General features: G+C 68.1%; 14 protein-coding genes. 8 read left to right on the top strand and 6 right to left on the bottom strand.

The features are described from left to right. The first annotated feature begins 151 nt into the window (after positions 1-151). From AB4Y92_RS21490 to AB4Y92_RS21475, 4 genes are all read left to right on the top strand, one after another. On the top strand, positions 152-910 hold the full coding sequence (locus AB4Y92_RS21490; RefSeq protein ID WP_441821515.1) for an S-methyl-5'-thioinosine phosphorylase: 759 nt from the start codon (positions 152-154) through the stop codon (positions 908-910). A 188-nt stretch (positions 911-1,098) separates the two neighbouring features. Further along, positions 1,099-1,305, top strand: coding sequence for a cold-shock protein (locus AB4Y92_RS21485; protein WP_031373678.1), 207 nt, complete (start codon positions 1,099-1,101; stop codon positions 1,303-1,305). Between the two features lie 474 nt (positions 1,306-1,779). Further along, a complete protein-coding gene (locus tag AB4Y92_RS21480; protein WP_441821514.1) occupies positions 1,780-3,426 on the top strand; it encodes an acyl-CoA dehydrogenase family protein in 1,647 nt (548 codons plus the stop codon). Next, a complete protein-coding gene (locus AB4Y92_RS21475; RefSeq protein ID WP_441821513.1) occupies positions 3,423-3,917 on the top strand; it encodes a L,D-transpeptidase family protein in 495 nt (164 codons plus the stop codon). Before AB4Y92_RS21480 ends, AB4Y92_RS21475 begins: the two co-directional genes overlap by 4 nt. Before the next feature lie 138 nt (positions 3,918-4,055). Here the strand turns inward: AB4Y92_RS21475 and AB4Y92_RS21470 are convergent, their stop codons facing one another. Further along, positions 4,056-4,286 carry a hypothetical protein gene (locus AB4Y92_RS21470; protein WP_441821512.1) on the bottom strand — a complete coding sequence of 77 codons (231 nt, stop codon included), beginning with the start codon at positions 4,284-4,286 and terminating at the stop codon, positions 4,056-4,058. Between the two features lie 150 nt (positions 4,287-4,436). Here AB4Y92_RS21470 and AB4Y92_RS21465 point away from each other — a divergent pair, with 150 nt between their 5' ends. The 3 genes from AB4Y92_RS21465 to AB4Y92_RS21455 all read left to right on the top strand — a co-directional run bounded on the left by AB4Y92_RS21465 (position 4,437) and on the right by AB4Y92_RS21455 (position 6,839). Beyond that, the gene (locus AB4Y92_RS21465) at positions 4,437-4,613 is read left to right on the top strand and encodes a hypothetical protein (RefSeq protein WP_235110082.1); all 177 of its coding nucleotides are present in this window, start codon (positions 4,437-4,439) and stop codon (positions 4,611-4,613) included. Between the two features lie 224 nt (positions 4,614-4,837). Further along, positions 4,838-5,305, top strand: a complete 468-nt coding sequence (locus AB4Y92_RS21460; protein ID WP_441821511.1) for a DUF4279 domain-containing protein — start codon at positions 4,838-4,840, stop codon at positions 5,303-5,305. A gap of 337 nt (positions 5,306-5,642) precedes the next feature. Then, positions 5,643-6,839: a S1 family peptidase gene (locus AB4Y92_RS21455; RefSeq protein ID WP_441821510.1), complete on the top strand. Its 1,197-nt coding sequence runs from the start codon at positions 5,643-5,645 to the stop codon at positions 6,837-6,839. A gap of 176 nt (positions 6,840-7,015) precedes the next feature. On the opposite strand, the gene AB4Y92_RS21450 is transcribed toward AB4Y92_RS21455, so the two are convergent. The 4 genes from AB4Y92_RS21450 to AB4Y92_RS21435 form a co-directional block, all read right to left on the bottom strand. Continuing rightward, positions 7,016-8,812, bottom strand: a complete 1,797-nt coding sequence (locus AB4Y92_RS21450) for an ABC transporter transmembrane domain-containing protein (protein ID WP_441821509.1) — start codon at positions 8,810-8,812, stop codon at positions 7,016-7,018. Between the two features lie 10 nt (positions 8,813-8,822). Further along, positions 8,823-9,431 carry an IMPACT family protein gene (locus tag AB4Y92_RS21445; protein ID WP_441821508.1) on the bottom strand — a complete coding sequence of 203 codons (609 nt, stop codon included), beginning with the start codon at positions 9,429-9,431 and terminating at the stop codon, positions 8,823-8,825. Between the two features lie 72 nt (positions 9,432-9,503). Continuing rightward, complete coding sequence (locus tag AB4Y92_RS21440) at positions 9,504-10,718, bottom strand: hypothetical protein (RefSeq protein ID WP_441821507.1); 1,215 nt, start codon at positions 10,716-10,718, stop codon at positions 9,504-9,506. After that, positions 10,715-11,269: an RNA polymerase sigma factor gene (locus AB4Y92_RS21435; protein ID WP_215059354.1), complete on the bottom strand. Its 555-nt coding sequence runs from the start codon at positions 11,267-11,269 to the stop codon at positions 10,715-10,717. The genes AB4Y92_RS21440 and AB4Y92_RS21435 overlap by 4 nt, the downstream gene beginning before the upstream one ends. Positions 11,270-11,471: 202 nt before the next feature. Between AB4Y92_RS21435 and AB4Y92_RS21430 the strand changes: the two genes are divergently transcribed. Next, a complete protein-coding gene (locus AB4Y92_RS21430) occupies positions 11,472-14,552 on the top strand; it encodes an EAL domain-containing protein (RefSeq protein ID WP_441821506.1) in 3,081 nt (1,026 codons plus the stop codon). A gap of 567 nt (positions 14,553-15,119) precedes the next feature. Here AB4Y92_RS21430 and AB4Y92_RS21425 read toward each other — a convergent pair. Next, entirely contained in the window at positions 15,120-17,045 is a 1,926-nt protein-coding gene (locus tag AB4Y92_RS21425) for a vWA domain-containing protein (protein WP_441821505.1), read from the bottom strand. Positions 17,046-17,170 lie beyond the last annotated feature (125 nt).

Here is a 17,170-nt window from a genome sequence, read left to right as displayed (position 1 = left end):
AATGGCAAGCGGGACGGCAGGGAATCGGGAATGGATGGTGCGTTAGCGTTTTGCCGGCTCGCACGGTCGTCTTTTTCCGCGGATTCCCGCGTTCCTTTCATTTCCCGTATTCCCTGATTGCGTGCTTCACCTTTCAACTGGATCTTCCGCAATGACTTCCCAAATCGACCTCGCCGTGATCGGCGGCACCGGCCTGTACCGCATCGCCGAACTGCAGGACGTGCAGACCCATCAGCCGGTGACGCGTTACGGCGCTCCGTCGGGTCCGGTGCGGGTGGGCATGCTGGGCGGCCGGCGCGTCGCGTTTCTGGCGCGTCACGGCGAAGGCCATTCCTTGCCGCCGCATCAGATCAACTACCGCGCCAATCTCGCCGCGTTGCAGGCGCTCGGTGCGCAGCGCGTGCTCGCGCTCAATACGGTGGGCGGGATTGCCGAACGGTTCGGCCCGCGCGCGCTCGGTTGTCCGGATCAGCTCATCGATTACACCTGGGGCCGCATCTCCACGGTGTGCGAAGAGCCCGGCACCGAAGTGCTGCACGTGGATTTCGGCGAGCCCTACACGCGCAGCTTGCGCGCGGCGGTGATCGCGGCGGCGGCGCGCGCCGGCGTGGCGCTGGTCGATGGCGGTTGCTACGGCGCGACCCAGGGCCCGCGTCTGGAAACCCGCGCGGAAATCGCGCGCATGCGCCGCGACGGTTGCGATCTGGTCGGCATGACCGGCATGCCCGAAGCCGGTTTGGCGCGCGAAATGGGCCTGGATTACGCCTGTCTGGCGATCGTCGCCAACTGGGCCGCGGGCGCCGGTCCCGATCCGGATGAAGTCATCACCTTGCAGGATGTGCTCGATAACGTCGCGGTGGCATCGGCCGGTCTGCCCGCGTTGCTGGGCGCGTTGCTCGACGCCGCATAGGTGACAGCAGTCGCATAAATGCGAATCTGCGTAAGAAACGTGGCCGGAAATTTCTTCAAATCACGTGCCCGATGCCGTCACGCTGAACCGTTGTCATCCAACGGCACAGTTTGCATACTCGCACTGCGTCTCGCGCCACATCCGGCGACGACGCACGTCAACGCATCCAGCATGAGGTCAATAAGGATATGCAGTACGGCACCGTGAAGTGGTTCAACGACGCCAAGGGCTTCGGTTTCATTTCTCCCGAAGATGGCAGCGCGGATGTATTCGTGCACTTCTCCGCGATCAACGCAAAAGGCTTCCGCAGTCTGCAAGAAGGCCAGCGCGTCAGCTATCAGCTGACCCAGGGTCCGAAGGGCGCGCAGGCGTCCGAGGTGGCTCCGGTGGTTTGATTCGCGTTGCCCCTCGGGGCAATGTCTGGCCCGATCGTATCGGACAGTTTCCAAGGCCCCGCTTCGGCGGGGCCTTTCTTTTTTTGTGGGGGCGCGGTTGCAACGCTAGTGGCGTGATGCGTGACGCTTGGCGGCATGGCGGCATGGCGGCATGGCGGCATGGCGGCGTTGGTGAGGATTCGCGCGTTGCCGAGTGACCCGATGGTTGCCGGACTTTTCCAGTTCTCGCCGCGCACCTACATTTCGTCATTCCCGCGWACGCGGGAATCCAGTGACTTTGACGGGACTGGCACGAAAGTCGCTGGATTCCCGCGTTCGCGGGAATGACGGATGGGGCGTGCGCTGAAGCGTTGCCGCCTACGTCTCGGTCGCAATGCCGCTGCCCGTACATCCAACAACCCCAAACCCGCCCACCACACACCCACCTCATCCATTGCCACTAGAATCCAGCCATCCCAGCACGGAGAGCTGTAGATGGACACGCTGCCCCCGTTCGCCACCCATCGGGTCGAGAACCAGCCGCCGCCGTTCGCGCCGCGCGATCTTTGGAACGACGACGCCGCGCTGCGCGAAGCGGTGCGGCGCGAAGGCGGCGACGATTTCGCCGCACAGCTCGCCGCCTACGGCGTCCTGGCCGGCGGCGACATCTACGCGCTCAGCTTCGACGCCCATCGCGACAAGCCGCGCCTGCGCAGTTATGACGCCTACGGCCACCGTATCGACCTGGTCGAATTCCACCCCAACTACCACGCGATCATGCGCGCGGCGATCGAGCACGGCGTCGCCGGCCTGTCCTGGCACGACCCGCGTCCGGGCTCGCACGTTGCCCGCGCCGCGCTGAGCTATCTGCACCATCAAGTCGAGCCCGGCACCAGTTGTCCGCTGACCATGACCCACGCCGCCGTGCCGGTGCTGCGCCACGCGCCCGCGCTGGGCGAGTGGATGCGCAAGGCCGCCGCGCCGCATTACGACGGCCGCGATACCGGCAGCGGCGACAAGGCCGGCCTCACCCTCGGCATGGGCATGACCGAGAAGCAGGGCGGCTCGGACGTGCGCGCGAACGAAACCGTGGCCACGCCGATCGGCGGAGCTGGCGGCGACGAGTACGAACTGGTCGGGCACAAGTGGTTTTTCTCCGCGCCGATGTCGGACGGCTTCCTGGTGCTGGCGCAGGCGCCGGGCGGGCTGAGCTGCTTCCTGATGCCGCGCTGGCATCCGCACGGCGGCAAGAACGCGCTGCGGCTGATGCGGCTCAAGGACAAGCTGGGCGACTGGTCCAACGCGTCGTCGGAAGTGGAATTCCAGGGCGCCTGGGCGCAGCGCATCGGCGAGGAAGGACGGGGCGTGGCGACCATCATCGAGATGGTCATGCTGACCCGCCTGGACTGCATGCTCGGTTCGGCCGGCGAGATGCGCATGGCGCTGGCGCAGGCGTTGCATCACGCGCGCCATCGCCGCAGCTTCGGCAAGCCGCTGCTCGATCATGCGCTGATGCGTAACGTGATCGCCGATCTGGCGATTGAATCCGAAGCCGCCACCGCCCTGGCGATCCGCGTCGCCGGCGCGATCGACCGCGCCGGGCGCGATCCGCACGAGGCCGCGTTCGCGCGCATCGCCACGGCGATCGGCAAATTCTGGATCTGCAAGCGCGCGCCGGCCTTCGTCAACGAAGCGCAGGAATGCCTGGGCGGCGCCGGTTATGTCGAGGAATCGATATTGCCGCGGCTGTACCGGCAGGCGCCGCTCAATTCGATCTGGGAAGGCAGCGGCAATATCCAGTGCCTGGACGTGCTGCGCGCACTCGCGCGCGAACCCGAGGCCGGACGCGCGTTGTTGGCCGAACTCGAACGCGCGCGCGGCCGTCACGATGCCCTGGATGCGCGCATCGACGAACTCGCGCCAGCCCTGCGCGGGCAGGCGCCGCCGCAGGAAGCGCAGATGCGCTGGTGGGTGGAACGGCTGGCATTGGCGCTGCAGTCGGCGTTGTTGTTCGTCGCCGACAGTCCCGGCGCGGACGCGTTCTGCCGCAGCCGCCTCGGCGGCGCGCACGGGCTGGGTTTCGGCACCTTGCCGGCCGATCTGGATTTCGAGTCCATCGTGCAGCGCGGGCTGCCGGCATGAAGGCAATGCGTCTGTGTTTGTTCGCCGCCGCCCTGGCGTGCCTGCCGGCGTGGGCGCGCACGCCGCCGGTGATGGCGCCGGCAACCGCGCGCGCCGACCGTATCCTCGTGGACAAGTCCGAGCGGCGCATGCAACTGCTGCGCAACGGCGTGGTCATCCGCAGCTATCCGATCCTGCTCGGCGACGCGCCGAGCGGGCCCAAGCGCCAGCAGGGCGACGAACGCACGCCCGAAGGCGATTACCGCATCAGCGGGCGCAATCCCAACAGCCGCTTTCATCTGTCGCTGCGGGTGTCGTATCCGGACGAAGCCGATCGCAAACGCGCGCGCCTGCGCGGCGTCGATCCCGGCGGCGACATCATGATTCACGGCGGCACGCCGCCGGGTTATCGGCGCGACTGGACCGACGGCTGCATCGCGCTGACCAACGAGCAGATCGAAGAAGTGTGGAGTCTGGTGCCGAACGGGATTCCGATCCGGATCAATCCGTGAGCGATGGCCGCCCGCGCTTCGCGGACATAACCGCGCAGCGGCGTGCGGCGGCTTGGCGGCGTTAACGACCGGCAGCGTGCCGATACTCGCGCTGTTGCTCGCGGTTTCTCATCGTCGGCGTATCGGCTCAAGCCGCCGCTAACGCAGCTTCTGCGCATACGCATCGCCGACGTGCTGGCTGATGTAAGCGCTCAGCCCACGCCCGCGTTCGGCCAGTTCGAGCATGCGCGCGATCGTGTCGATACCGGCGCTGTCGCTGGTGTACAGATAAACCGAGCCGTCGAGGAACTCGATCGCGATCGCATCCGGCCCGGGCAGGTAGGCGCGCACGCCCGAGTCGCCGCTGAGATTGAGATATCGCTTCATCATCCAACCACACCATGAATCCGCACGCCCGGGCGAATCTCGCGCCGCCGCGATACCGGCCGTCGCTTGTTCCGCCGCGGGTCATGCCAGCCTGGTGCGGATGGGTGTAAGGTCGGGTGAGGCGGCCATCCGGGCCGCCGCGGGAGGTGCACCATGCGTGGTTCACGTAAATCCCAGGCGCTGGCGCTGGTGGCGTTGGCTGCGATTCCGCCCCCGGCGCACGGTTCGGACTTTTCCCTGGCGCTGTTCTGGCTGAGCCGCGGCGCGGGCCTGTTCGCGCTGTGCCTGCTGAGCGTGTGGCTGGTGAGCGAGTTCAAGCGCACGGGTTGAAGCCGTGGTGACTTGCAGCGGGGCGAGGTTCGCGCAGCCCGCGCAAGCCGCCGTCGTCCGCGCCGGTATCGACATCAGCGCGTCCTTGCCGATGCGTCGAGAGCGCATGCGCACGCACGACAGCACAAACCCGATCCAATCGATTGCAACCGCGCCGCGTTTGCGCTGAAGTGGCGCGTCCGCGGACATGGGGTCGGCGGTGAATCCGCTCGGGAACCGCGCCGATGTCCTTGCTGAAACACACAGCGGCTTGCCTGCGAATCTGGGGCGACGAGCTGATTCCGGATGAACTCAGCCACGCGCTCGGCGCGCAGCCATCGTTTTCGCATCTCAAGGGCGACACGATCGTGGTGAACACTCGGACCGGTGCCGCACGGATCGCCAAGACCGGCACTTGGCACTTGAAAGTGGAACAGCGCACCCCGGGCGATCTGGATGAGCAGATCGATGAGTTGTTCGCTCAGCTCAGTCACGATCCCGCGCTGTGGGCTTCGTTGCAGTCGCGCTTCGAACTCGATTTGTACTGCGGTTTGTTCATGGATACCCGCAACGATTCATCGGAAATTTCGCCACGCAATATGCGTCTACTCGGTGAGCGCGGCATCGAGTTGCTGCTTGAGATTTATGACCCGACCCGTGAAGCCGCCGGTGTCGGCAGGTTCCGCCGCGGTCGCTTGAAGCGACATCGTTGATCGCGACGCGATCGATTCCGCTGCATCGCAACACCCGAATAAAGCGCTACATACCACTGCGCATCGATAACGCGTCGACACCGCGTTTCGTTCATCCGCTTATGCCAATACGCGTTCTTGTGACGCGCCTCGGACTGTGGGTGTGATCGCGCCTGGGCTGCGACCTTGCGCATGAGGGGCAGTTATTTTTAGCTGGGATGGCCTCGCAAGCGTGCGCGCGCATCCGGATTGCGCGTGAGCTTGCCGACGAGAGGCCGCTGTCGCCATGACAGCGTCGAGAAGCCGCTCGGCTTCATTCCATCGATCTCATGTCAGATTCCCACTAGGAGTTCTTCGCATGTCCGTATCGAAATCCCGTTCGCGCCGTTCGTTCGCGCGCGCTTCCGTGTTCTGCGCTGTTGCGGCGGTCGCCGCGCTTGCTTCCGGTGCCGCCCTGGCCGCCGATGAAGTCAGCCCGGCGCTTAAATTCGCCATGCAACGCGATCTGGGAATTTTCCCGGGTCAAATCGCTCAGTACCTGCAAACGGAAAAACTCGCGCGCGAGCAGGCCGCGTCGATCGAACGCGAGTTCGGCGGCAACTTCGCCGGCAGCTGGATCGAGCGCAATGACGACGGCAGTTTCCGCGTCGTCGCCGCGACCGCCGGCGCACGCAAGTCCAGCACGCTGGGCGGCGTGGAAGTGCGCAATGTGCGCCACAGCCTGAAGCAGTTGCAGCAGTCGATGGATCTGCTCGACGCCGGCGCCAACGCGCGGGTCAAGGGCGTCAGCAAGCCGCTCGCCGGCGTGCAGACCTGGTACGTGGACGTGCGCAGCAACACGGTGGTGGTCAAGGTCGATGAAGGCGCGACCGACGCCGGCATCGACTTCGTCGCGCTCAGCGGCGCCGACAGCGGCGCGGTGCGCATCGAAACCGCGCCGGGCCAGCTGCAGACCACCGCCAACATCATCGGCGGCATCGAGTACTCGATCAACAACGCGACCTTGTGCTCGGTCGGCTTCTCGGTCACCCGCGGCGCCACCAAGGGCTTCGTCACCGCCGGCCATTGCGGCACGGTCAACTCGGTCGCGCGCATCGGCGGCGCCCAGGTCGGCACCTTCGCCGGCCGCGTGTTCCCGGGCAACGATCGCGCCTGGGTCAGCCTGACCAGCGCGCAGACGCTGTTGCCGCGCGTGGCCAACGGCAGCAGCTACGTCACCGTGCGCGGCAGCGCCGAAGCGGCGATCGGCGCGGCGGTCTGCCGCTCGGGCCGCACCACCGGTTACCAGTGCGGCACGATCACCGCCAAGAACGTCACCGCCAACTACGCCGAAGGCGCGGTGCGCGGCCTGACCCAGGGCAACGCCTGCATGGGCCGCGGCGATTCGGGCGGTTCGTGGATCACCAGCGCCGGTCAGGCGCAGGGCGTGATGTCGGGCGGCAACGTTCAGCCCAACGGCAACAACTGCGGCATCCCGGCTTCGCAGCGCAGCAGCTTGTTCGAGCGCGTCGGGCCGATCCTGAGCCAGTACGGCCTGACCTTGGTCACCGGCTGATTGATCGGCGAGGCAGGGTCTGAAACCGACAACGCCCCGTCTCGCGTGGGGCGTTGTTCGGTAGCGATGCTATCAACGCCCCGCTTGTGCGGGGCGTTTCGCGTTGGGTCGCGTCGCGGGGCCGCGGATCCGCGGCATATCGGGTTTGTCTGTGCTGCTGTCGCCGCGGGCGACGCTCAGTCCAGGAACTGCAGCTTCGCCAACTCCGCGTACAAGCCGCCCTGCGCCAGCAGCTGCGCATGGGTGCCTTCGGCGACGATGCGGCCGCGATCCATGACCACGATGCGGTCGGCCTTGAGCACGGTCGCCAGGCGATGGGCGATCACCAGCGTCGTGCGGCCGTGCATCAGCGCTTCCAGCGCCTGCTGCACCGCGCGTTCGCTCTGCGCGTCGAGCGCGCTGGTGGCTTCGTCGAGCAGCAGGATCGGCGCGTCCTTGAGCAGGGCGCGGGCGATCACGATGCGTTGCTGCTGGCCGCCGGACAGGCGCGCGCCGCGTTCGCCCAGTTCGGTGGACAGGCCGTCGGGCAGCGTCTCGATGAAATCGGTGGCGTAGGCGGCGCGTACGGCTTCATCGACTTCTTCGTCGCTGGCGTCCAGGCGGCCGTAACGCACGTTGTCGCGCGCGGTGGTGGCGAAGATGGTCGGCTGCTGCGGCACCAGGGCGATGCGCTCGCGCAGCGCGCCCGGATCGGCGTCGCGCACGTCCACGCCGTCCACGCGCACCGCGCCGTGCTGCGGATCGTGGAAGCGCAGCAGCACGGAGAACACCGTGCTCTTACCGGCGCCGGACGGGCCGACCAGGGCCACGGTCTCGCCGGGATTCACGCGCAGGCTGAAGTCCTGCAGTGCCGGCAGGTCGGGACGCTGCGGATAGTGGAAGCCGACGTGGTCGAACACGATCTCGCCGCGCAGCGGCTGTGGCAGCGGTTGCGGATGCTCCGGCGCCTGCACCGCGCTTTCTTCGTTGAGCAGTTCGCTGATCCGGCCCATGCCGCCGGCCGCGCGCTGCAGATCGTTCCAGACCTCGGCCAGCGCGCCGATCGAGCCGCCGCCGATCAGCGCGTACAGCACGAACTGCGCCAATGTGCCGGCGGTCAGGCGGCCGGCGATGACGTCGTGCGCGCCCGACCACAGCACCATGATGATCGCGCCGAACACCAGGGTGATGGCGATCGCGGTGACCCAGGCCTGGGCGGTGATGCGCTGGCGCGCGGCCTTCACCGCGACCCGCAGCGAATGGCTGAAACGGCCTTGTTCGTAGGGCTCGCGCGCATGCGCCTGGACCGTGCGCACCGCGCCCAGGGTTTCGCTGGCCAGGGTGTTGGCGTCGGCGACGCGGTCCTGGCTGGCGCGCGAGATGCGCTGCAGCTTGCGGCCGCCGGCCACGATCGGCAGCACCGCCAAGGGAATGCCGATCAATGAGAACGCGGCCAGGCGCGGATTGGTCACGAACATCATCGCCAGGCTGCCGATCACCGTGACCGAACTGCGCAGCGCCACCGACATGCTGGAACCCACCACGCTGCGCAGCAGCTCGGCGTCGGCGGTCAGGCGCGAGACCAGTTCGCCGCTGCGGTTGCGGTCGTGGAAGCCGGCGTCGAGCCCGACCAGATGCCGGTACAGCTGCTCGCGCAGATCGGCGACGACTTTTTCGCCGAGCACCGACACCAGATAGAAGCGCGCGGCGGTGGCGAAGGCCAGGCCGATAGCGACCAGGAACAGGATCAGGAAGGCGCGGTCGATCGCGCCGCTGCCGCCGCCGGCGGTGCTCTGGGCGAAGCCCTGGTCGATCATGGTCTTGAACGCGGCCGGAAAGCTCAGCGTGGCGGCGCTGGAGGCGGCCAGCGCGAACAGCCAGGCGACGAACAGGCCTTTGTGTTTGCGCACGAACGGCCAAAGGGTGCTCAGGCTGCCGATCGGGGCCCTGTCGCGTCGGGGGGCGGCCTTCGGGCCGGCGCTGGCATCGGTCATGGATCGCAGTCTATCGAGGGGAGGGCGGTTCGCCTGGAGAATTTAGGCGCACGCGATTACGAGTGGCGTCGCGCAGCTGTTCTTTCAAGGCGGGCAACTGCGACGCCGGCAGGCGAATCCGCACATGCGCGCCGTCGGCGTCGAAGCGTTCCCCGGCTTTTTCCGCGCCGAATGCGTTCAAGGCCGCGTGCACGGCGCCGATGTCCTCGAAGGCGTAGGCCAGGTCGAGTTCGCCGTAGACGATCAATTCCCGGCGCGCGGCGCGGCGCAGGCATTCGGCCGCGGCGCCGCCGTAGGCGCGGACCAGACCGCCGGCGCCGAGCTTGATCCCGCCGTACCAGCGCGTGACCACGGTCACCACCTGATCGCAGCCCTGGCCGTCGATGGCGGCCAGGATCGGCCGGCCGGCGGTGCCGGAGGGTTCGCCGTCGTCGTTGAAGCGATAGCTCGCGCCGATCCGGTAGGCCCAGCAGTTGTGGGTCGCGTCCGGGTCGGCGACCTCCTGGACGAAGGCCAGCGCGGCCTCGGGCGAGGCCACCGGCGCGGCCAGGGCCAGGAAGCGGCTGTGCTTGATCTCGATCTGGTGGCGGGCGCGCTCGGCCAGCGTGGTCGCGCTCATCGCGGCGGCCTCAACCCGCCGGCTGCGGGCGCGGTAGCGACAGGGCGGCTCGGCGGCGCCCGACGGCCGCGCTCATTTGAGCAGCGGCCGCAGGTCGCGCGGAACCCGGCTGCGCGGATGGCTGCGGCGGAACTGGCGCAGGCTTTCGCGGGCGCGTTCGAGCTCGCCGCCGTCGCGGTATTCGCGGATGCGGTCCAGCCATTGCGCGGCGGGCAGCTTGCTGTCGTCTTCGACATTGCCGGAGATGCGCGAGCCGGTGACCATGACGCGGTCGAGCGCGCTGTCCTCGCGGACGGGCTGCGGCGGCATAGATTTGGTTTCTTCCGCGGCGGCCTTGAAGGTCTCGGACTTGGCCCGCGACTGCGTCGGCTGCGCGCCCGCGGGGGCTTCGGCTTCGGCGGCGCTGAGCCCGCTGACCGCTGCCGGCGCGACGCGGCGCATCTTGGCCTCGCTGCCGGGCTTGGCGGCGTCGCGGGCGAGCGGCGAGGGCGCCGCAGGCGCGGGGGCGGCGGCGGGCGCGGCATCGGCGGGGAACGGTGCGGGCGCGGCGATCGGGGCCGGATCGAAATTCGGCACCGGCGCCGGCGGCGGAGGCGGCGCGGCCATGACCTTCGCCGGGTAGGCGGCGTCGTTGCGTTCCTGCGACTTCGAATAACCGCGTTCGTAAACTTGCTCGGGTCGCGGCTCGGCGGCGCGGTTCGCGCTCGCCAATGAGCCGGTGTCGGTGTCGGTGGCGGCGTTGCTGCGCTTGGCGAACTGCGGCGGCGGAGGCGGAGGCGGCGCGATCCGGCTCGGAGGGGACGAGAGTTCGGCCGGTGCCGGCGGGATCGGGACGGCGACGTTCTTGGCCATCTGCGCGCTGGCGGCGGCATCTTCGGCAGCGGCGGCCGGCGCCGCGCCGCCCTGGCCGGCGATCGAATCCTGGTTGGCGGGCGCGGGCGCCGCGGCGGCGGCATCGGCCGCGGCGGAACTGTCGCTGGCGCTGGCGCTGGCCGCGACGGCGACCTGATCCTCGCGCATGGCTTCGGCGGCCTTGTCCATCGGCCGCAATTGCCAGGCGATACCGACCGCCAACGACAGCGAAGCGGCCACGCCGATCCACGCCGGCCAGCGAGTTTTGCGCGCGCGCGCACGCGGCGTCTGCGCCACCGCGGCGTGCGCGGCGGCGAGAATCTTCGCGTCCAGCGCGGAAGAGGGGCCGTCGTTCGGGCCCAACCGCAGCAGGCGGTCGGCCAGATCGCGTTCTTCCGGAGACAGGGGATCGGGTGCGTCGGGACGGCGGTTCATTCGGTCAACCTCGCGCGAAGCTTGTCCATCGCGTATCGCAGCCTGGACTTCACCGTTTCCCGGCCCGCCCCCGTAATGGCGCCGATCTCCTCCAGACTCAGTTCCTGTTCCAGTCGCAGCAGCACCACTTCACGCTGCTCCTCGGGCAATTCCTCGATCGCGCGCTGCAGGCGGCGGCGCTGTTCGAATTCGGACAGTTCGCGCTCGGGCGTGGTCGGGTCGGGCACGCGCGCGGCGCGTTCGTCGCCGTCTTCCGGCGTCGGCGGGCGGTGCTTGAGGCCGCGCCAGTGGTCGTTGAGGCGGTTGTGGGCGATCCGGAACAGCCAGGTGCTGAACTGCGCGTCGGGTTTCCAGCCGTGGCGCGCGCCGATCACGCGCTGCCAGACATCCTGGAAGAACTCGTCGGCCAGCGCCGAATCGCGGATCTGCCGCAGCAAGAACCGGTACAGGGGGCCGCGATGGCGCGCGTACAGCAACTCGAACGCCGCCGCGTCGCCGGCCGTCCAGGCCAGCATCAGCACGTCGTCGCTCGCGTCGGCACCGGAGTTCATTCGCGGCAGGGTACGGTGAGTCGGCGCGGACGGGAAGCGCTTGCGCGTCGGCGGGGCGTCGTATAGCGATGTGGGCAGGGCCAGTAGCATGTCTGGAACAACGGATCGGGGCCGGCGGCGGGGTTGCGATCTGCCGAACATGTAAAGCTCGCGTTATCCTGCGCCCTGTATGGAAGGCGGCGATCCGGTGCGGACAGATGCGATGCAAGCGGCAGCGGTGAGCGAATCGTCCGCGGGCGAAGCCCTGGCGTGCGCCCTGCAGGAGGCCCTGCCGGCCGGCTCGCAGGTGGTGGTGTGCTGGCGTCCGGCCCACGGCCGGGTATCGGATTCGTTCACGCCCGGCACCGAGGCGCCCCTGCGCGATGCCGCGCGCCGCCTGCTGGAGCGCGACCCGCCCGCGGTCGGCGCCTCCGATGACCGCTACGCCGACCGCATCGAGGCGGCGTGGTGGCTGGAAGACCGCAGCCGCGCCAGCATCGTCGCGCAGATGCCGCAAGTGCTGACCACGCCGCTGCGCGCGGCCTGGCTGGCGATGGCGCGGCGCATCGTCGCCGCCGACCTGGCCGCCGGCCGCGCCCACGCCCGCGCCGAGGCGCTGGAGAAGTCCGAGCGCCTGCAGCAGGCGCTGTACGGCATCGCCGATCTGGCCGGCTCCGGCCTGGAGATGCCCGACCTGCTCAGCCGCATCCACGGCGTGGTCTGCGGCCTGATGTACGCGGAGAATTTCTACATCGTGCTCTACGACGACGTCGCCGACACGATGCGCTTTTTGTATTTCGCCGACCGTCACGATCCCTACGTGGCCAATCCGCTGCAGTCGATCCGCGGCGAAGACATGCCGACCAGCCTGACCCTGGCGCTGCTGCGCCACGGCGAATCGCTGCAGGGCAGTTCGGCCGATCTGCGCGAACGCCTGAACGTTCCCAACGACGAGCGCCACGGCCCCGACAGCGCCGACTGGCTCGGCGTGCCGATGCGCCGCGACGAACGCGTGTGCGGCGCGATCGTGGTGCAGAACTACGACACCGCCGGCAGTTACGGCGACGAAGACCGCGCCCTGCTGTCCTTCGTCGCCCAGCACATCCTCACCGCGCTGGACCGCTTCCGCGCGCGCGAGGAACTCGAACGTCGCGTCGCCGAGCGCACCTACGCGCTGCAGCTGAGCAATCGCGACCTGCAGGCCGAGATCATCGAACGCCAGCGCTCCGAGCGCCTGCAGCGCGCGCTGTTCCGCATCGCCGAGCTGACCATCACCTCCGACACCCTGGAACGCTTCTATTCCCAGGTCCACGACGTGGTCAGCGAACTGCTGTACGCGCGCAACTTCTATATCGCGCTGCTGTCCGACGACGGCGAGCGCCTGCAGTTTCCGTATTCGATCGACGAACGCGACGTGATCCGCGAAACCCGCCGGCTTGCCGACGGCCTGACCGAATACGTGATCCGCCAGGGCAAGCCGCTGCTGGCCGATCGCCACCGCATCGCCGAGCTCAACAGCCGCGGCGAAGTGCGCAGCCACGGCTCGGCCGCGCATTGCTGGCTCGGCGTGCCGCTGTACCGCGACGACGCGGTGGTGGGCGTGATCGCGATCCAGAGCTACTCGCGCGCGATCAGCTTCAACGCCCGCGACCAGGAACTGCTGACCTTCGTCGCCCATCACATCAGCATCGGCCTGGCGCGCAAGCAGGCGCAGGACCGGCTGGTCACCGCGCACGGCGAACTCGAACAGCGCGTGGCCACGCGCACGCGCGAGCTGGCCCACACCAACGCCGAGCTGGTCGCGCAGATCGGCGAACGCGTGCGCGCCGAACTCAAGCTCACTCATCAGGCCCTGCACGACGCGCTGACCGGCCTGCCCAATCGCGGCCAACTGGCCGATCGGCTGGATCACGCCATCGCCCGCGCCAAGCGCGAGAACCGCGCGTTCGCGGTGCTGTTCCTGGACCTGGACCGGTTCAAGCTGGTCAACGACAGCGTCGGCCATTCCGCCGGCGACGAACTGCTGATCGAAAGCAGCCGCCGCATCGTCGGCACCGTGCGCAGCGCCGACATGGTCGCGCGCCTGGGCGGCGACGAATTCGCGATCCTGATCGAAAACATCGACGGCCTGATGGTGGCCGAAGACCTGGCCCAGCGCGTGCTGCGCGCGCTCGGCGAGCCGTGCTGGGTGGCCGGACGCGAAGTGTTTCCCTCCGCCAGCGTCGGCATCGCCATGTGGCATCCGCGCTACGCCAACGGCACCGAGCTGCTGCGCGACGCCGACGCGGCGATGTACCGCGCCAAGGGCGCCGGCCGCGGCCGTTTCGCCGTGTTCGACGAAGAAATGCGCGAGCAGGCCTTGCGCATCCTGGACCTGGAAGCCGACTTGCGCCGCGCCATCAACAGCGACGCCTTCATCGCCTATTACCAGCCGATCGTGCGCCTCGACGATCAACTGGTGATCGGCCACGAAGCGCTGCTGCGCTGGCGCCACGAGAAACGCGGGCTGCTGTTGCCGCGCGAATTCATCGGCCTGGGCGAGGACAGCGGCCTGATCGAGGAAGCCGACTGGATTCTCTACGGCCGGGTGATCGCCGAACTGGCGCGCGGCGGCCAGGGCTATATCTCGGTCAACGTATCGCCGCGGCATTTCCGTTCCGGCGATTTCGCCGACCGGCTGCTGCGCATGATCGAAGAAGCCGGCGCCGACCCGCGCCGTCTGCGCATCGAGATCACCGAAGTCGCGCTGCTCGACGACGTGCCGCGCGCGCTGCGGATCTTGCGCACCTTGCGCAATCACGGCGTGCTGGCGCAGCTGGATGATTTCGGTACGGGGTTCTCCGCCTTGTCGTATTTGCATCGGTTCCCGATCGAGTGTTTGAAGATCGATCAGAGTTTCGTCGCTGGGTTGGTGGGCGAATCGCGTCCGGAGAGCATCGCGGTGGTGCGCGCGATCCAGGCGTTGGCCGGGACTTTGGGCATCCACACCATTGGCGAGGGCGTGGAGACTCAGGCGCAGCGATTGATCCTGCGCGAACTGGGTTGCACCTATGGCCAGGGCTATCTGTTCGGGCGTCCGGCCGAGGGCGTCAGCGGCGAAGCGCGGATTCCCGAGGGCGTGGCGGATGTGATCGGCGCCGATGGCGTGGCTTCGAATATCGCCGCGGCCGAGGTTGTCGGCGCGAGCGCGCAGGACATCGGCGTGCGGATCGAATCGCGCGATCCGGCGGCGCCGAAGGGCGCCGCCGGCACCGGATTCGGCGAGCCTGACTTCGTCGAACATACCGGTACCGGCGACGCTTAGAACGAGCGAGTCAATTCGCCCCCTCTGAAAAGGGGGCTGGCGCCCGGCGTTGCTACGGTTGCTGAGCAATGGTTGAAGCGCCGGGGGATTTGCTTTTCGGTGCGTCTGCGTTTGGTCAAGAGCAAAAGCGAATCCCCCCTGGCCCCCTTTTTCAAAGGGGGGAAGAGACTTCGGACTGCGCCGGTTATCCGACCGAGCGAGTCAATTCGCCCCCTTTGAAAAAGGGGGCTGGCGCCCGGCGTTGCTACGGTTGCTGAGCAATGGTTGAAGCGCCGGGGGATTTGCTTTTCGGTGCGTGTGCGTTTGGTCAGGAGCAAAAGCAAATCCCCCCTGGCCCCCCTTTTTCAAAGGGGGGAAGAGACTTCGGGCTGCGCCGTTATCCGACCGAGCGAGTCAATTCGCCCCCTTTGAAAAAGGGGGCTGGCGTCGGCGTGGATGCGGTTGCTATGCGGTGGTCGAAGCGCCGGGGGATTTGCTTTTCGGTGCGTGTGGGTTTGGTCAGGAGCAAAAGCGAATCCCCCTAACCCCCCTTTTTCAAAGGGGGGAAGAGAACTGGGGGCTGCGCTGTCAGTCACTGACAGCCACGCCGTTAGCCGGCTTCAACTCGCCGATCTGCGACTTCGCCCGCTCCACCAATCGCACGAACTCGGCGCGCTGACCCCACCGATCGTCGAGCCGCACGCTGCGTGCGCTGGCCAGAATCTGATCCCAGCCCCAGCCGTCGTACTGGCTGCCGCCGCGCAAGGCATCGGCGAAGGCGGCGACCGACGCGGCCATGCGCATCGGATCGCTGGCGACCGCGCGCTGGCCCGAGCGCAGCACCGGCGTTTCGATCAGCTGGCTGCGGTCTTCGCCCGGACGCTTGTAGCGCAGCTTGAGGTTGGCGATTTCGCCGTCCTTGCCGCCGGCGGCCGCGGTGGCTTCGGTGTAACGCAACGCCGGCAGGCGCGTGGCCTTGGAGCCGACCGGGGTGATCTCGTACAACGCAGTGACCTCATGGCCCGCGCCGATATCGCCGGCATCGACCTTGTCGTTGGCGAAATCCTCGCGCTTGAGCAAACGGTTTTCGTAACCGATCAAACGGTATTCGGCCACCTGCGCCGGATTGAATTCGATCTGGATCTTCACGTCGCGGGCGATGGTCAGCAGGGTCGAGCCCATTTCCTCGACCAGCACCTTGCGCGCTTCCTGCAAGGTGTCGATGTAGGCATGGTTGCCGTCGCCGACGTCGGCCAGTTTCTCCGACAGCTGATCGTTGTAGTTGCCGGTGCCGAAGCCCAGCGTGGTCAGGGCGATGCCGCTCTTGCGCTGATCGGCGACCATCGTCTCCAGCGCGTTGTTGTCGACAGTGCCGACGTTGAAGTCGCCGTCGGTCGCCAGGATCACGCGGTTGACGCCGTCCTTGATGAAGGCCTGCTTCGCCGTCGCATAAGCCAGGCGGATGCCGTCACCGCCGTTGGTGCTGCCGCCGGCCTGCAGGCGGCCCAGCGCGTCGAGAATCTCCTGCTGGCGATCGCCGGGCGTGGGCGGCAGCACCAGGCCGGCGGCACCGGCGTAGACCACGATCGAGATGCGGTCCTGCGCGCGCAGCTGCTTGGTCAGCATCGAGAACGCGCTCTTGAGCAACGGCAATTTGTCCGGCGATTCCATCGAGCCGGAGGTGTCGATCAGGAACACCAGGTTGACCGGCGGCAGCGTCTGCTTGGGAACGTCATAGCCCTTGATGCCGATCATCAGCAACTGGCGCTGCGCGTTCCACGGCGCCGGCGCCAGTTCGGTGGACACCTTGAACGGCGTGGCGAGCGACTTCGGCGCGGCGTGGCCGTAGTCGAAGTAGTTGATGAATTCCTCCGCGCGCACTGCGTCGGCGGGTGGACGCTGGCCGTCGTTGAGCATGCGCCGCACGTTGGCGTAGCTGCCGGTATCGACGTCGATGGAGAAGGTGGACAGCGGCTGTTCGCTGGCGCGCACCACCGGGTTGTCCTCGCGTTCGGCGTACTTTTCCGTGTTGGCCGGCTGCGAGTAATAGGGCGGCGGAGGCGGCGGCGCGATCATCGCCGGGGATGCGACGGGCATCGGCGCGGCGGCCATGCGCCTGACGAGCCGGCTGTCCTCGCGAACGCGCGAGCCGGTCACCATCACCTGGTCCACCTGCGCTTGCGCGAGGCCGGCCGGAGCGAGATTGCCGGCCGACTTGGCTTCCGATTCGGTCAAGGGCTGTGCGGGTATGGACTTGGCCGGCTCGGCGGGGGCGATGTAGCCCGCGCTGGCTGCCGCCGCCGCGTCGGCGGCCTGGAGTTTGTCGCGCGGCGCATCGGCTTGCGCGGCCTGCGCGCCGCCGACCTTGCCGACCTGTTCGTTCTTGCTCGTGGAGGAGTTCACATCGCCCGGCGCCTGGCAAGCGCTGAGGGCCAGCGCGGCCAGCAGGGCGGCGCTGAGCAGGTGCATGGAGTGGCGGGCGGACGGCGAACGGCGCGAGGTTGAGGCTTGCATGACGGCTTCCCTGGTGTGTGGACCTGGGAAGGCGAACGGGCCGGTATAGCGGGTGGGGTTGAGGCAGCAAAAAAATATTTGCTGTTTCCTTCTCCCGCTGGCGGGAGAAGGTGCCCGGAGAGCCT

This window comes from Lysobacter sp. TAB13 (assembly GCF_052113885.1).
Taxonomy (GTDB): domain Bacteria; phylum Pseudomonadota; class Gammaproteobacteria; order Xanthomonadales; family Xanthomonadaceae; genus Lysobacter; species Lysobacter gummosus.
The sequence above is the reverse complement of the archived record's forward strand: the minus strand, read 5'-3'. Positions and strand labels throughout refer to the sequence as shown.

Excerpts from the sequence above, each read along its gene's own strand:
- AB4Y92_RS21490 (WP_441821515.1), top strand. The coding sequence starts at position 152 with ATGACTTCCCAAATCGACCTCGCCGTGATCGGCGGCACCGGCCTGTAC.
- AB4Y92_RS21485 (WP_031373678.1), top strand. The coding sequence starts at position 1,099 with ATGCAGTACGGCACCGTGAAGTGGTTCAACGACGCCAAGGGCTTCGGT.
- AB4Y92_RS21480 (WP_441821514.1), top strand. The coding sequence starts at position 1,780 with ATGGACACGCTGCCCCCGTTCGCCACCCATCGGGTCGAGAACCAGCCG.
- AB4Y92_RS21475 (WP_441821513.1), top strand. The coding sequence starts at position 3,423 with ATGAAGGCAATGCGTCTGTGTTTGTTCGCCGCCGCCCTGGCGTGCCTG.
- AB4Y92_RS21470 (WP_441821512.1), bottom strand. The coding sequence starts at position 4,286 with ATGATGAAGCGATATCTCAATCTCAGCGGCGACTCGGGCGTGCGCGCC.
- AB4Y92_RS21465 (WP_235110082.1), top strand. The coding sequence starts at position 4,437 with ATGCGTGGTTCACGTAAATCCCAGGCGCTGGCGCTGGTGGCGTTGGCT.
- AB4Y92_RS21460 (WP_441821511.1), top strand. The coding sequence starts at position 4,838 with ATGTCCTTGCTGAAACACACAGCGGCTTGCCTGCGAATCTGGGGCGAC.
- AB4Y92_RS21455 (WP_441821510.1), top strand. The coding sequence starts at position 5,643 with ATGTCCGTATCGAAATCCCGTTCGCGCCGTTCGTTCGCGCGCGCTTCC.
- AB4Y92_RS21450 (WP_441821509.1), bottom strand. The coding sequence starts at position 8,812 with ATGACCGATGCCAGCGCCGGCCCGAAGGCCGCCCCCCGACGCGACAGG.
- AB4Y92_RS21445 (WP_441821508.1), bottom strand. The coding sequence starts at position 9,431 with ATGAGCGCGACCACGCTGGCCGAGCGCGCCCGCCACCAGATCGAGATC.
- AB4Y92_RS21440 (WP_441821507.1), bottom strand. The coding sequence starts at position 10,718 with ATGAACCGCCGTCCCGACGCACCCGATCCCCTGTCTCCGGAAGAACGC.
- AB4Y92_RS21435 (WP_215059354.1), bottom strand. The coding sequence starts at position 11,269 with ATGAACTCCGGTGCCGACGCGAGCGACGACGTGCTGATGCTGGCCTGG.
- AB4Y92_RS21430 (WP_441821506.1), top strand. The coding sequence starts at position 11,472 with ATGCAAGCGGCAGCGGTGAGCGAATCGTCCGCGGGCGAAGCCCTGGCG.
- AB4Y92_RS21425 (WP_441821505.1), bottom strand. The coding sequence starts at position 17,045 with ATGCAAGCCTCAACCTCGCGCCGTTCGCCGTCCGCCCGCCACTCCATG.